Raw genomic sequence first — 14,406 nt, forward strand, 5'->3', positions numbered from 1 at the left:
GCGGCGTAAGCTGGTGGCCAGAGCGAAGGAGCAGCGATGAACCACACCGTCCAACCGCAGCGCGCGCTGCGAAAGGCGATGCCGCAAGCGGAGCAAAAACTATGGCGCTATTTACGCAACCGAAATGTGTGTGGCGCGAAGTTTCGCCGCCAGCATCCAGTTGGAGGGTACATCGTTGATTTTGCCTGCGTTGAGCAATCGCTGATCGTGGAACTGGATGGTGGACAGCACAATACGCCTGAAGATCAGGCTTACGATGCCCGGCGCACGGCGTATTTACAGCGCTGCGGCTGGCGCGTAATTCGCTTCTGGAATCATCAGGTATTTAATGAGTTTGAGGTGGTGATGGCGGAGATTTATCGCTGTCTGATATTGGCGCGATAAGCGCGGTGCGGTTTTCCCCTCACCCCAGCCCTCTCCCGCAGGCGGGAGAGGGGGTATTCTTGTGCGGGGTTTTGCTATGTGCAGGTTTGATACCTGGGTAACAACGTGCGCTGTTCGGCCCTTTTTAATGCGGGAGAGTGAGTCAAGCGAACGAGGTGCAGGCATGGCTCTGAACCCAGAGCCCGCACTCAGCGGTTCCCTCTCCCGTAAGCGGGAGAGGAGGTAGTCTTGTGCGGGGTTTTGCTATGTGCAGGCCTGGCTCTGAACCCAAACCCCGCACTCAGCAGTTCCCTCTCCCGCAGGCGGGAGAGGGTTAGGGTGAGGGCCAGACCGCACTAACCCTTACTTCACCGGCATACCCGGCTGGGCACCGCTATCCACTGACAGCACAAACAGATCTTTGCCGCCAGGGCCGGCAGACAGTACCATGCCTTCGGACACGCCAAAACGCATTTTGCGCGGCGCCAGGTTGGCGACGATGATGGTCATCTTGCCCACCAGCACCGACGGATCCGGATAAGCGGCGCGAATGCCGGAGAAAATCTGGCGCTTCTCGCCACCCAGATCCAGCTGCAGACGCAGTAGCTTATCGGAACCTTCTACCAGCTCAGCCTGCTCGATCAGCGCTACGCGCATGTCGACTTTGGCGAAGTCATCAATGGTGATGGTCTCGCCAATCGGTGCCTCGGCCAGCGGACCGCTTACCGCCGGCTGGTTCGCCGCTGCTGCGTCCTCTTTCGAAGCCGCAATCAGCGCCTCCACTTTTGCCATCTCAATACGACCATACAGCGCTTTAAACGGCGCTACGCTGTGGTTGAGCAGCGGCTGCGCAATGCCATCCCAGCTCAGTTCGCTTTGCAGGAAGGCTTCTGTACGCTCGCTCAGCGACGGCAGCACCGGCTTCAGCCAGGTCATCAGCACGCGGAACAGGTTGATACCCATAGAGCAAATCGCCTGCAGGTCGGCATCGCGGCCTTCCTGTTTCGCCACCACCCACGGTGCCTGCTCGTCAACGTAGCGGTTGGCCAGGTCGGCCAGCGCCATGATCTCGCGGATCGCACGGTTGTATTCGCGGCTGGCCCAGGCTTCACCAATCTTCTCTGACGCATCAACAAAGGTCTGATACAGCGCCGGATCCGCCAGTTCGCTTGCCAGCTGGCCGTTAAAGCGTTTGGTGATAAAGCCGGCGTTGCGTGAGGCGAGGTTCACCACTTTATTAACGATGTCAGCGTTCACGCGCTGGACGAAATCTTCCAGATTAAGGTCAATATCGTCGATGCGCGAAGAGAGCTTGGCCGCGTAATAGTAACGCAGGCTGTCGGCATCAAGGTGCTGCAGCCAGGTGCTGGCTTTGATGAAGGTGCCGCGCGATTTCGACATCTTCGCGCCGTTCACCGTGACATAACCATGCACAAACAGGTTGGTTGGCTTGCGGAAATTGCTGCCTTCCAGCATCGCTGGCCAGAACAGGCTGTGGAAATAGACGATGTCTTTGCCGATGAAGTGATACAGCTCGGTGCTGGAATCTTTCTTCCAGAACTCGTCGAAATCGATGTCGCCGCGTTTGTCGCACAGGTTCTTGAACGACCCCATATAGCCGATTGGCGCATCCAGCCAGACGTAGAAGTATTTGCCCGGCGCGCCAGGGATCTCGAAGCCGAAGTACGGCGCATCGCGGGAGATATCCCACTGTTGCAAACCGGCTTCAAACCATTCCTGCATCTTGTTCGCCACCTGCTCCTGCAGCGCGCCGGAGCGCGTCCACGCCTGCAGCATCGCGCTGAAGGACGGCAGATCGAAGAAGAAGTGTTCAGAATCGCGCATCACCGGCGTCGCACCTGACACCACCGATTTCGGCTCAATCAGCTCGGTCGGGCTGTAAGTCGCGCCGCACACTTCGCAGTTATCGCCGTACTGATCGGGCGATTTACATTTCGGACAGGTGCCTTTGACGAAGCGGTCAGGCAGGAACATGCCTTTTTCCGGATCGTACAGCTGCGAAATGGTGCGGTTTTTAATGAAACCGTTCTCTTTCAGGCGCGTGTAAATCAGCTCAGACAGCTGGCGGTTTTCGTCGCCGTGCGTGGAGTGATAATTGTCATAGCTGATGTTGAAACCCGCGAAATCGGTCTCATGCTCCTGCTTCATTTCCGCAATCATCTGCTCCGGCGCGATACCCAGCTGCTGGGCTTTCAGCATGATCGGCGTGCCGTGGGCGTCGTCCGCACAGATGAAGAACACCTGATTGCCACGCATTCGCTGGTAACGGACCCACACGTCAGCCTGAATGTGTTCAAGCATGTGACCTAAGTGGATAGAGCCGTTTGCGTACGGCAGGGCGCACGTTACCAGTAGTTTTTTAGCGACTTGAGTCATAATTTGCGTAGCATTCCGTGAATAAAAAATCGGGCTTAGATGTTAACCGAAGCACCCTCTGGCGTAAACACAGCAGCTCGGCCACGTCACTTTTAGCGCCTATCTGATATGATTGATGGCACACCGCCATCGTCTGGCGTCATGACTAAATAAGGAGTTGGGATGACCGCACAATCCCGGGACCATCATTCACCTGAAGCGTTGCGCGCCGTGGTTATCGGCGTGCTGAGCGAGTTTGAGCATCCGACGTTGCAACACAATCTGACTACCCTCAAAGCGCTGCGCCACGTGGCGCTGCTCGACGACAAGCTGCACATTGAACTGGTGATGCCATTTGCCTGGGCCAGCGCGTTTGAGGCGCTGAAAGCCCAGACCAGCGCGGAACTGCTGCGCCTGACCAACACGCGCGCCATCGACTGGCGGCTGCGTCATGACATCGCCACCCTGAAACGCGTGAAAAATCAGCCGGGCGTCAACGGCGTGAAAAACATCGTCGCCGTCAGCTCCGGTAAAGGTGGCGTGGGCAAATCCAGCACTGCCGTGAATATGGCGCTGGCGCTGGCGGCCGAAGGAGCGCGCGTCGGTATTCTTGATGCGGATATTTACGGTCCGTCGATCCCGGACATGCTCGGCACCGAAAAGCAGCGTCCCACCTCGCCGGATGGCACGCACATGGCGCCGATCATGGCGCACGGCCTGGCAACCAACTCTATCGGCTATCTGGTGACCGACGATAACGCCATGGTGTGGCGCGGACCGATGGCCAGCAAGGCGCTGATGCAGCTGCTGAACGAAACGCTGTGGCCGGATCTCGATTACCTGATTCTGGATATGCCGCCGGGCACCGGTGACATTCAGCTGACGCTGGCGCAGAACGTGCCGGTGACCGGCGCGCTGGTGGTGACCACGCCGCAGGACATTGCGCTGATTGATGCACGCAAGGGCATGGTGATGTTCGAAAAAGTCAGCGTGCCGGTGCTGGGTGTGGTGGAAAACATGAGCATGCACATCTGCAGCGAATGCGGGCATCACGAGCCGATTTTTGGTACCGGCGGTGCGCAGAAGCTGGCTGAGGATTATCACACCCGCCTGCTGGCTCAGCTGCCGCTGCACATTAATCTGCGCGAAGATCTCGACGACGGTGAACCGACCGTGATTCGCCGTCCGGAGAGTGAATTCACCGCGCTGTATCGTGAACTTGCGGGCCGGGTTGCCGCCCAGCTTTACTGGCAGGGTGAGGTGATTCCGGGCGACATCGCCTTCCGCGCGGTTTAAGTCTTAGCTGCCGCTGGTGCGCGACGCCAGCGGCAGGTGCATCAACACGTATTGGCCCTGTTCGCTCTCTCCCAGCGCTTCGCGCTGCCAGCCGTGCTGCTGATAAAACTGCAACGCCGCTTCGTTCTGTAGCAGACATTTCAGAGCGCCGGTGGAGGTAAAACGCTGCTGCACCGCGTTCAGCAGCGCACTGCCGACGCCCTGGCCCTGAAAGGCCGGATCGACATACAAACTGTGCAGAAAATTATCGTTATCCATCACGCCAGCAAAGCCTGCGCGGTGGCCGTCGATCTCCGCTACCAGTACCGTTTCACCGGGAATAATCGCGTCGAAATCTTCCAGCTGCCAGTCGTCGCCGGCCAGCCATGTCCAGTTATGACGGCGCGCCGCGAGATACAGCGTGCGTAAAAAAGGGCGGTCGGCTTCTTCAAAAAGACGAATTTTCACTTCCAGACTCCATGACGAGTAAGCGGGCACGTTTTGTAGCGGCGTTGCGCACGCAGTAAAATCGTGCAGCAAAGATGATTGAACGTTTTTAAAAAAATAGCAGTTGCCGCGCGCAAAGATAAAGCCTGTTAACTCTGCGGCTTTTCTGTGTAGAATGCCGCGGCAAGCCGCATCAAATCTGGCGTCGGCACTTTGATAGCTTTTGATTATCTGATTGATAACGTCTGCATATTAGAAGTTGGCCCGAAAATTATGTAGCCTGCATCACATCTTTTTAACGGAGGTCACCCATGTCTATCATCAATACCAAAATCAAACCGTTCAAAAACGCTGCATTCAAAAACGGCGAATTCATCGACGTAACCGAGAAAGACGTTGAAGGTAAATGGAGTGTTTTCTTCTTCTACCCGGCTGACTTCACCTTTGTATGCCCGACTGAACTGGGTGACGTGGCAGACCACTACGAAGAGTTCCAGAAACTGGGCGTAGACATCTACTCCGTTTCAACTGACACGCACTTTACCCACAAAGCCTGGCACGGTTCTTCAGACACCATCGCGAAAATCCAGTATGCGATGATCGGCGACCCGACCGGTGCTCTGACCCGTAACTTTGAAATCATGCGTGAAGCAGAAGGTCTGGCTGACCGCGGTACCTTCATCGTTGACCCGGAAGGCATCATCCAGGCCATCGAAATCACTGCAGAAGGCATCGGCCGTGACGCATCTGACCTGCTGCGTAAAGTGAAAGCCGCTCAGTACGTGGCTTCTCACCCAGGTGAAGTTTGCCCGGCTAAATGGAAAGAAGGCGACGCAACGCTGGCTCCATCACTGGACCTGGTTGGCAAAATCTAAGTCACCGCCGCCCTTTGATCTTTCTTCCATCGGGTGCTGCGGCACCCGATTTTCTTCACAGGAACTCACTATGCTCGACACCAATTTAAAAACCCAGCTCAAGGCCTACCTTGAGAAACTAACGAAACCGGTTGAGTTGATTGCCACACTGGACGATGGCGCAAAATCCGCAGAGATCCGTACTCTGCTGACCGATATCGCGAGTCTGTCTGATAAAGTCAGCTTCCGTGAAGAGAACGATCAACCGGTACGTAAACCATCATTCCTGATTACTAACCCAGGCAGCCACAGCGGTCCGCGCTTTGCCGGTTCGCCAATGGGCCACGAATTTACCTCACTGGTGCTGGCACTGCTGCAGACCGGTGGACATCCGTCGAAAGAGGCGCAGAGCCTGCTGGATCAGGTTGTTGCGCTGGACAGCGACCTGCATTTCGAAACCTATTACTCTCTGTCGTGCCACAACTGTCCCGACGTGGTACAGGCACTGAACCTGATGGCGGTGCTCAACCCGCGCATCCGTCATACCGCCATCGACGGTGGCATGTTCCAGAACGAGATCACCGAACGCAACGTCATGGGCGTGCCGGCGGTTTACCTCAACGGTAAAGAGTTCGGTCAGGGGCGGATGAGCCTGGCAGAAATCGTCGGTAAGGTAGACACCAACGCGGATAAGCGTGCGGCTGAAGAGCTGAACAAGCGTGACGCCTATGAAGTGCTGATCGTCGGCAGCGGCCCGGCGGGCGCTGCGGCGGCCATCTACTCGGCGCGTAAAGGTATTCGTACCGGCCTGATGGGCGAGCGCTTTGGCGGCCAGGTGCTGGATACCGTTGACATTGAAAATTACATCTCCGTGCCGAAAACCGAAGGGGCCAAGCTCGCCGGTTCTCTGCGTGCGCACGTTGATGACTATGACGTTGACGTGATTGACACCCAGAGCGCCATCAAGCTGATCCCGGCAGCGAAAGAGGGCGGTCTGCACGCCATCGAAACCGCTTCCGGCGCAGTGCTGAAATCACGCAGCATCATCATTGCTACCGGCGCACGCTGGCGCAACATGGGCGTTCCGGGCGAAGAGCAATATCGCACCAAAGGTGTAACCTACTGCCCGCACTGTGACGGCCCGTTGTTTAAAGGCAAACGCACGGCGGTGATCGGCGGCGGTAACTCCGGCGTTGAAGCGGCCATCGACCTGGCCGGTATTGTCGAGCACGTTACGCTGCTGGAGTTCGCCAGCGAAATGCGCGCCGATAAAGTGCTGCAGGATAAACTGCGCAGCCTGAAAAACGTCGATGTGATCCTGAACGCGCAGACCACCGAAGTAAAAGGCGACGGCAGTAAAGTTACCGGTCTGACCTACATCGACCGCAATAACCAGACCAGCCACGAACTGGCGCTGAGCGGTATTTTCGTACAGATTGGCCTGCTGCCCAACACTAACTGGCTGGAAGGCGCGGTAGAGCGCAACCGCATGGGCGAGATCCTGATCGACGCCAAAGGCGAAACCAGCCTGAAAGGCGTATTTGCCGCCGGCGACTGCACCACGGTGCCGTACAAGCAGATCATCATTGCCAGCGGGGAAGGGGCCAAAGCGTCACTGAGCGCGTTTGATTACCTGATCCGCACCAAACCGGCTGAATAAGTTTTGCGATAGCCACGCAAGCGCCCTGCAACCTGTGTTGCGGGGCTTTTTTTTATCCCAGCCAGCGACGCGCCTGTTCATCGCTGATATCGCGATAATAAATTTTATGGATGCGCTCGCCGCAGCGTTTGCATTCGGCTTCGAGGTACGTGGAGTACCGGTAACGGCCACCGGGGGCAACGGCGCCTTGACGGGAAATGGTGATATAGTGCCAGTGATGCGCGTGCGGAAGAAAACTGAATAAAGTCATTAGCGATTCCGGGTGAAGGTGAAACAGCGGTCTTCAAATCCGGAAGGGAATTAGGCCGTGTTACGCTGCCGGCCGGTTTGATATTAATCAAGTTGCGCGCTTTCTTCTGTTTATTTCCCGGATACTGCCCCGGCAGATTAAATTAACTATCCTGATGAATTTTAGGGCTTTTAGGAAAATTGATCTCCGTCGATTTGTTTATATTTTCCTGATGATCAAAAAATCATGAAAATTGATGGCGCACGTATTTTTGCTCATCGTTGCCCGGCAAAAAAAGCGCACCCGCCGCAGGATTTACAACTTTAAGCTGACCCTTTATGCTGTGAAGGCACGTCTGACACGGACGTGCATGACTCGGGGTGCCCTTCTTTGTGAAGGCTGAGAAATACCCGTAATACCTGATCTGGATAATGCCAGCGTAGGGAAGTCAGATGCCTGACCGCATTCGCCTTCCTGATTGCCGGTTGGGAGCCTTATGACACAGCCTGACCCTCTTTCCCCGGCGCAACTCGCGCACTCTCTGCAACTGCTGCGGCAGCAGGCACCGCTGGTGCACTGTATGACCAACGACGTGGTGCAAACTTTTACCGCCAACGTGCTGCTGGCACTGCAGGCTTCGCCCGCGATGGTGATTGATGGCGATGAAGCGGCGCAGTTTGCCGGTTTCGCCGATGCGCTGCTGATTAACGTTGGCACCTTAACCCGCGAGCGCCGCGATGCGATGCTGGCGGCGGTACAGGCCGCTAACCAGGCCGGCACACCGTGGACGCTCGATCCGGTGGCGGTAGGCGCGCTAACCCTGCGTACGGAATTCTGTCAGCAGCTGCTAAGCCTGCGACCGGCGGCCATTCGCGGCAACGCTTCAGAGATTCTCGCCTTAGCGCACCAGGCCACGGGCGGACGCGGTGTGGATAGCGTGCATCAGGCCGATGCTGCACTGAACGCCGCGCAGCAGCTGGCGCAACGCTGCACGACTATCGTTGCGGTAACCGGCGAAGTCGATTACGTCACCGATGGCCGCCAGACGCTGGCAATACCCGGCGGCAGCCCGCTGATGACGCGCGTGGTCGGTACCGGTTGTGCGCTATCCGCCGTCGTCGCGGCGTGCAGCAGCCTGCCGGGCGAGCGCCTCCAGCACGTGGCAGCGGCCTGCCGCTTGATGTCGCTGGCCGGTGAGCAGGCCGCGCGCAGCGTGGCAGGGCCGGGCAGCTTCGTCGCCGCTTTTCTCGATGCGCTCTGGACGCTGGAGGTGGCGGCATGAAACGTATCAATGCATTGACCATTGCCGGCACCGACCCCAGCGGCGGCGCAGGTATCCAGGCCGATTTGAAAGCGTTTTCCGCGCTCGGCGCGTACGGCACCAGCGTGATTACCGCGCTGGTGGCACAGAACACCCGCGGCGTGCAGTCGGTGTATCGCATCGAACCGGCATTTGTCGCTGCACAGCTCGACTCGGTACTGGACGACGTGCGCATTGACGCCGCGAAAATCGGTATGCTGGCGGAGACGGCGATTGTTGAGGTGGTGGCAGAGAAGCTGAAACGCGCCAGCCTGCCGTTTGTGGTGCTGGATACGGTGATGATTGCCAAAAGTGGCGATGCGCTGCTGTCGCCCGATGCGGTAGCCAGCATTCGTGAACGGCTGCTACCGCAGGTATCGCTGATCACACCCAACCTGCCGGAAGCCGCGGCGCTGCTGGGTTGCCGCATGGCGCAGGACGAGGCGACTATGCTGCAACAGGGCGATGCGCTGCTGGAGCTGGGCTGTGAAGCGGTGCTGATGAAGGGCGGTCATCTCAGCGATGCGGAAAGCCCGGACTGGCTGATCACCCGCGCCGGCCGCCAGCGCTTTACCGCGCCGCGCGTTAACACCCGTCATACGCACGGCACCGGCTGCACGTTGTCGGCGGCGCTGGCGGCATTGCGACCGCGCCATGCGGACTGGGCGGGCACCGTAGCGGAGGCCAAGGCCTGGCTGCAGCAGGCGCTGCTGCACGCCGATTCGCTTGAGGTCGGCCACGGCATTGGGCCGGTGCATCATTTCCATCAGTGGTGGTAGGGCGTAACGCCAGATTGCCGTTTTTTCACTGCGTATCCGTCTGAAAAATGGAGTCAGCAATTTGCCAGCCTGGCGCGTTTCGGTCCAGGCTGTGGGGGCGAATCGGCAGGTGCCGGTTCTTTTCCAGCCATTTATCAGGAGCGAACATGACGGACATCGTACAGTTATTGGGTAAAGAGGCGGATACGCTTCTTCAACATCGCTGCATGACCATTCCAGCGGACAGCCTTTATTTGCCGGGCGCGGATTATGTCGATCGCGTGATGATTGATAACAATCGTTCTCCTGCGGTACTGCGCAATATGCAGACGCTCTACAACACCGGCCGTCTGGCGGGTACCGGCTATCTGTCGATTCTGCCGGTGGATCAGGGCGTCGAACACTCTGCCGGCGCCTCGTTCGCTGCCAATCCGGCCTATTTCGACCCGAAGAATATCGTCGAGCTGGCGATTGAAGCCGGCTGTAACTGTGTGGCATCAACCTATGGCGTGCTGGCCTCCGTGTCACGTCGCTACGCGCACCGCATCCCGTTTATGGTCAAGCTGAACCATAACGAAACCCTGAGCTATCCCACGCAGTATGACCAGACGCTGTACGCCAGCGTTGAACAGGCGTTCAACATGGGCGCGGTTGCGGTCGGCGCCACCATCTATTTTGGCTCTGAGCAGTCACGCCGGCAGATCGAGGAAATTGCAGCGGCCTTCGAGCGTGCGCACGAGTTGGGCATGGTGACGGTGCTGTGGGCCTATCTGCGCAACAACGATTTCAAGAAGGATGGGGTGGATTATCACGCCAGCGCCGATTTAACCGGTCAGGCTAACCATCTGGCGGCCACTATTGGTGCCGACATTGTGAAGCAGAAAATGGCAGAGAATAACGGCGGCTATAACGCGGTGAAGTTTGGCCACACCGATGAGCGCGTGTACAGCAAGCTGACCAGTGAGAATCCGATCGACCTGGTGCGCTACCAGCTAGCCAACTGCTACATGGGCCGCGCCGGGCTGATTAACTCCGGCGGTGCTTCAGCCGGTGCGACCGATGTGGCAGAGTCGGTGCGTACGGCAGTGATCAATAAACGCGCCGGCGGCATGGGGCTGATTCTCGGGCGCAAGGCGTTTAAGAAGTCGCTGAAAGAGGGCGTGGCGCTGATTAATGCGGTGCAGGATGTGTATCTGGCGAAGGATGTGACGATTGCCTGATGGTGTGAGGTGCTTTTTCCCCCTCACCCTAGCCCTCTCCCGCAGGCGGGAGAGGGGACTGTTTTGTGCGGTTTTTTAATGTATTAATTCGCTGACAGCTTACTGGAACAGCTCCCTCTCCCGGTGGGAGAGGGCCGGGGTGAGGGCATCACACCGCACCGCATCAAACCGCACCGCACCCCACCGCAAGCTCACCCCACAGCACTACGGCCCTTCAAACCATTCGCTGTTGCGCTCGGCAATCGGCGTGATGGTCAGAATCATCTCCTGTAGATGTCGCCGCATCGCCTTCTCCGCCGCATCGGCATCTTGCGCTTTCAGCGCGGCAAAAATCTCTTCGTGCTGCTGAATCAGGCTCTCCGGCGGCGACACTTCGCTCAGCGTCAGAAAGCGCACGCGGTCCATCGTCGCTTTAATGTTCTCCACCGTCTCCCACGCCAGCAGGCAGTCAATGCCTTCGGCAATCAACCGGTGAAACTCATCGTCGAGCGCCAGAAACGCCTGGCTGTCGTGGCGTTCCGCTGCCAGACGCTGCAGCTGCAGATTGTGTTCCAGCGCCATCAGTCCGGTGGCAGCGATCTCCAGCGCGGCGCGGCGAACCACGGCGATCTCCACCGCTTCACGGATGAAACGGCCGTCGGCCACGCGCTGGGCGGAGATTTTGCGCACGAAGGTGCCGCGCTGCGGCAGAACCTGCACCAGGCCGGCTTCCGCCAGTTTGATAAAGGCTTCCCGCACCGGCTGCCGCGACACGTTGAAGCGCGCCGACACTTCTTTCTCCGACAGCAGCGAGCCCGGATGGATCACGCAGGTTACGATATCCTTCCGCAGATAGCGATAAATCTGCTGATTTACCGGTTCGCTGGTGGTTATGGTATAGGCAATCGACATGCAGCAATATCCGTATTACGGCTGGCCGCCGCCAGCCCGATGAGAAAGCGTCAGTCTAATCAGCACGCTGCGTCTGCGCTACACATTTGTGCAGGCGGCTTAGCCTTCTGTGACCAGCGCCTGCACCGTGGCGTGTGCACCGGTAAGCCGCAGCTGCTGATACAGCTCGGTAAGCCGCGTAACAAACACTGAGTGATAACGTAAATCGTCGCCGAACACCGCCTGCAGGCGCAGTAAGGCCTCAACGCGTTGCGGGCCATCCTCGCTATTGGCAACAATGCTGGCCAGCTGCGCGCTGAGCGGATCGCGAATCTCAATCGCCGCGCCCTGCTCATCGACGCCGCTGATATAGCGCATCCAGCCTGCTACGCCCAGCAGCAGATAATCACAGGCCGTCCCGTTACGCAGATGCCAGCGCACGCTATCCAGCAGGCGCTGTGGCAGCTTCTGGGTACCGTCGGTGGCGATTTGATAAGTGCGATGTTTAATCGCCCGGTTTTCGTAACGGGCGATCAGCGAGTCGGCATAGGCGACCAAATCAACATCCCGCGTGCGCAGCGTGGGTGCCTGATCCTGCAGCATCAGCGCGCGCGCCGCCTGACGAAAATTGGCATCGGCCATGCAATCGCTGATGTGCTGATACCCGGCCAGGTAGCCGAGATAAGCCAGGAACGAGTGGCTGCCGTTGAGCATGCGCAGCTTCATCTCTTCGTACGGCAGCACATCACGCACCAGCTCTGCACCGGCCTGTTCCCACGCCGGGCGGCCGCTGACGAAGTTATCTTCAATCACCCACTGGAAAAAAGGTTCGGCTTCCACCGCCACCGGATCGCGACTGCCGAGCCGCGCTTCCAGCGTCGCGAAAGATTCATCGGTCATCGCCGGTACGATGCGATCCACCATGGTTGAGGGAAAGGTGAGGTGGGTCTGAATGTAATCCGCCAGCGCCGGGCTGCGGCGCTGCGCCAGCTGGGTTATCACATTGCGCGTAACGTGGCCGTTCTCCGGCATGTTGTCACACGACATCACGCTAAACGGCGGCAGATCGCGCTGGCGACGGCGTTCAATCGCTGCCAGGATCACGCCGGGCAGCGAGCGCGGCGCGTCAGGATGCGCCACATCGTGCACGATGTCCGGATGCGTCAGGTCGAGCTGGCCGCTCGACGGCAGCGAACAGTAGCCTTTTTCCGTGACCGTCATCGACACGATGGCGATTTCCGGCTGGCTCATCGCTTCAATCACCGCCTCAATACCGTCACTTTTCGCGTGCAGCGCCTGGGTAATTACGCCAACAATGCGCGTGTGCAGGCTGTCGTCGGCCATTTCGGTCACGCTGTACAGCAAATCCTGCTGGCGCAGAGCGGCGATCAGCGCGCCACTGTTGAGATTCACTTCGCAGTAGCCCCAGTCGCTGCCGTGCTGCGCCAGTAGGTCAGTGGCCAGCGCCTGATGCGCGCGGTGAAAGGCACCAAAACCGATGTGCACCATGCGGGTTTTCAACTGGCTGCGGTCGTAACGGGGGCGCTGTACGTCAGCGGGAAGGCGATCGGGTTGTAACATGCATAATCCTTGTGGCAAACGGGGCGCGCGGCGCCCCGGCAGAGTCATTCGATTAAACGGAAACCGGTTTGTCGCTGGCTTTCGGGCTGCGAATCACAAACAGTACCAGCAGCGCGCCAAGGGCCGCCACCACGCCCGCCAGCACAAAGGCGCTGTCAAATTTGCCGGTGTGCTGCACGATGAAGCCGGTAACGATCGGGCCGATAATGCCGGACAGGCTGCCAATCAGGTGAATAAAGCCGCTGATGCTGCCGACGCGGCTCTTGTGCACCACATCCTGAATAATCGCCCAGTAAATGGCACCGGTGATGTAGAGGAAGAAGATGGAGATCGACATCATGATCACCGCCGAATTCACCTCTTTGATGGTGCCCGCCAGCGCCACACATATCGCTGCCGCCAGCAGCGACACTACCAGCACAATCTTGCGTGATAGCAGCAGCTTACCGGTAATATTAAAGATTTTATCGGAAATCCAGCCGCCCAGCGCCAGGCCAACGAAGCCGACAATCCACGGGATCATGGTCGTGATGCTCATGGCTTTGATATCCAGCCCGTGCGCCTGCACCAGATAGGCCGGGAACCAGCTCAGGAAGAAGAACAGAATGTAGTTGTAGCAGAAGAAGGCGAAGGCGGTGACGAGGATAATCGGCTGACGCAGATAGTAGCCCATGCCGTGCGCTTTGCCGTCCGCGTCGATGATATCCGCCGGCTCTTCCGCTTTCAGTTTCTCTACCAGCGCGCGCTCCTGCGCAGAAACGCGCTTACTGCGCGCCGGATTATCGGCGGCGAAGAAGAACCACAGCGCCATCCACACCAGACCAATCAGGCAGATCACCACAAACGCCGGACGCCAGCCGAAGGAGAGCGCCAGGTAGCCGACAATCGGCCCGGCGACCGCGCCGCCGAGCGGGGAACCGGCACTCAGCAGGCCCATGGCGGTGGCGGCCTGCTTTTTCGGGAACCAGCCGTTGATGGCTTTGTTGGCCGAGGCGCAAATCGGACCTTCCGCCATGCCGAACAGCACGCGCAGAATCATCATCGACCAGAAACCGGTCGCCAGCGCGGTCATGCCGCAGAACAGCGACCACATGCCGACGGCGGTGCCGAGCACAATCGTCGGGCCGAATTTATCGGTGGCTAAACCGCCAATAAAGTTGAACAGCGCGTAGCCGAAGAAGAAGCTGCCGAAGATCAGGCCGAACTGCTCGGCATTGATCATCAGATCTTTTTCCACCAGCGGCACGGTGAGCGACAGGGCAATACGATCGAGGTAGTTGATCATATACACCAGGAACAGCAGCAGTACGAGGGTCCAGCGTAGATTCTTCAGCATAGAAACTCCGTTTCCCTGTTCTTCTTCAGGCTGCAGCATCACGGGGAGATGACCTTGATGACCGCGGCGCTGCGCCTGATTTATGCAGGGGATTATTGTTGTGGCCGGCGGGTACGCACCGGCATCAGGGACATCTG

The 14,406-nt window shown here is 58.4% G+C and carries 13 protein-coding genes and 1 riboswitch; of the genes, 7 read left to right on the top strand and 6 right to left on the bottom strand.

Going from position 1 to position 14,406, the window contains the following annotated elements:
• The first annotated feature begins 36 nt into the window (after positions 1-36).
• Positions 37-384 (top strand): endonuclease domain-containing protein, encoded by a 348-nt coding sequence (locus AC6I8F_RS07025; RefSeq protein ID WP_021509290.1) that lies wholly within the window; start codon positions 37-39, stop codon positions 382-384.
• A 342-nt stretch (positions 385-726) separates the two neighbouring features.
• Here AC6I8F_RS07025 and metG read toward each other — a convergent pair whose 3' ends face one another.
• A complete protein-coding gene (metG, locus tag AC6I8F_RS07030; RefSeq protein WP_498028667.1) occupies positions 727-2,760 on the bottom strand; it encodes a methionine--tRNA ligase in 2,034 nt (677 codons plus the stop codon).
• Between the two features lie 162 nt (positions 2,761-2,922).
• Between metG and apbC the strand changes: the two genes are divergently transcribed.
• Positions 2,923-4,035, top strand: a complete 1,113-nt coding sequence (apbC, locus tag AC6I8F_RS07035) for an iron-sulfur cluster carrier protein ApbC (protein ID WP_058757266.1) — start codon at positions 2,923-2,925, stop codon at positions 4,033-4,035.
• A gap of 3 nt (positions 4,036-4,038) precedes the next feature.
• Here apbC and AC6I8F_RS07040 read toward each other — a convergent pair whose 3' ends face one another.
• Complete coding sequence (locus AC6I8F_RS07040) at positions 4,039-4,482, bottom strand: GNAT family N-acetyltransferase (protein WP_058757267.1); 444 nt, start codon at positions 4,480-4,482, stop codon at positions 4,039-4,041.
• Positions 4,483-4,772: 290 nt separating this feature from the next.
• Here AC6I8F_RS07040 and ahpC point away from each other — a divergent pair, with 290 nt between their 5' ends.
• Both ahpC and ahpF read left to right on the top strand, forming a co-directional pair.
• Positions 4,773-5,336, top strand: coding sequence for an alkyl hydroperoxide reductase subunit C (gene ahpC / locus AC6I8F_RS07045; RefSeq protein WP_010617942.1), 564 nt, complete (start codon positions 4,773-4,775; stop codon positions 5,334-5,336).
• A gap of 70 nt (positions 5,337-5,406) precedes the next feature.
• The gene (gene ahpF / locus AC6I8F_RS07050) at positions 5,407-6,975 is read left to right on the top strand and encodes an alkyl hydroperoxide reductase subunit F (protein ID WP_058769944.1); all 1,569 of its coding nucleotides are present in this window, start codon (positions 5,407-5,409) and stop codon (positions 6,973-6,975) included.
• A 52-nt stretch (positions 6,976-7,027) separates the two neighbouring features.
• On the opposite strand, the gene AC6I8F_RS07055 is transcribed toward ahpF, so the two are convergent.
• Entirely contained in the window at positions 7,028-7,225 is a 198-nt protein-coding gene (locus AC6I8F_RS07055; protein WP_498028668.1) for a hypothetical protein, read from the bottom strand.
• Between the two features lie 345 nt (positions 7,226-7,570).
• Positions 7,571-7,667: riboswitch (TPP riboswitch) on the top strand.
• 33 nt (positions 7,668-7,700) lie between these two features.
• Between AC6I8F_RS07055 and thiM the strand changes: the two genes are divergently transcribed.
• The 3 genes from thiM to fbaB all read left to right on the top strand — a co-directional run bounded on the left by thiM (position 7,701) and on the right by fbaB (position 10,482).
• Positions 7,701-8,486 carry a hydroxyethylthiazole kinase gene (thiM, locus tag AC6I8F_RS07060; protein WP_058769945.1) on the top strand — a complete coding sequence of 262 codons (786 nt, stop codon included), beginning with the start codon at positions 7,701-7,703 and terminating at the stop codon, positions 8,484-8,486.
• Positions 8,483-9,283, top strand: a complete 801-nt coding sequence (thiD, locus tag AC6I8F_RS07065; RefSeq protein ID WP_058769946.1) for a bifunctional hydroxymethylpyrimidine kinase/phosphomethylpyrimidine kinase — start codon at positions 8,483-8,485, stop codon at positions 9,281-9,283. The genes thiM and thiD overlap by 4 nt, the downstream gene beginning before the upstream one ends.
• Before the next feature lie 146 nt (positions 9,284-9,429).
• Positions 9,430-10,482: a class I fructose-bisphosphate aldolase gene (gene fbaB / locus AC6I8F_RS07070; RefSeq protein WP_058757271.1), complete on the top strand. Its 1,053-nt coding sequence runs from the start codon at positions 9,430-9,432 to the stop codon at positions 10,480-10,482.
• A 204-nt stretch (positions 10,483-10,686) separates the two neighbouring features.
• Here fbaB and AC6I8F_RS07075 read toward each other — a convergent pair whose 3' ends face one another.
• From AC6I8F_RS07075 to AC6I8F_RS07085, 3 genes are all read right to left on the bottom strand, one after another.
• Positions 10,687-11,373: a GntR family transcriptional regulator gene (locus AC6I8F_RS07075; protein ID WP_021509299.1), complete on the bottom strand. Its 687-nt coding sequence runs from the start codon at positions 11,371-11,373 to the stop codon at positions 10,687-10,689.
• A gap of 99 nt (positions 11,374-11,472) precedes the next feature.
• Positions 11,473-12,933, bottom strand: coding sequence for a mannitol dehydrogenase family protein (locus tag AC6I8F_RS07080; RefSeq protein ID WP_498028669.1), 1,461 nt, complete (start codon positions 12,931-12,933; stop codon positions 11,473-11,475).
• A 52-nt stretch (positions 12,934-12,985) separates the two neighbouring features.
• Positions 12,986-14,269, bottom strand: a complete 1,284-nt coding sequence (locus AC6I8F_RS07085; protein WP_058757273.1) for an MFS transporter — start codon at positions 14,267-14,269, stop codon at positions 12,986-12,988.
• Positions 14,270-14,406 lie beyond the last annotated feature (137 nt).

This window comes from gamma proteobacterium symbiont of Axiagastus rosmarus, assembly GCF_059730925.1.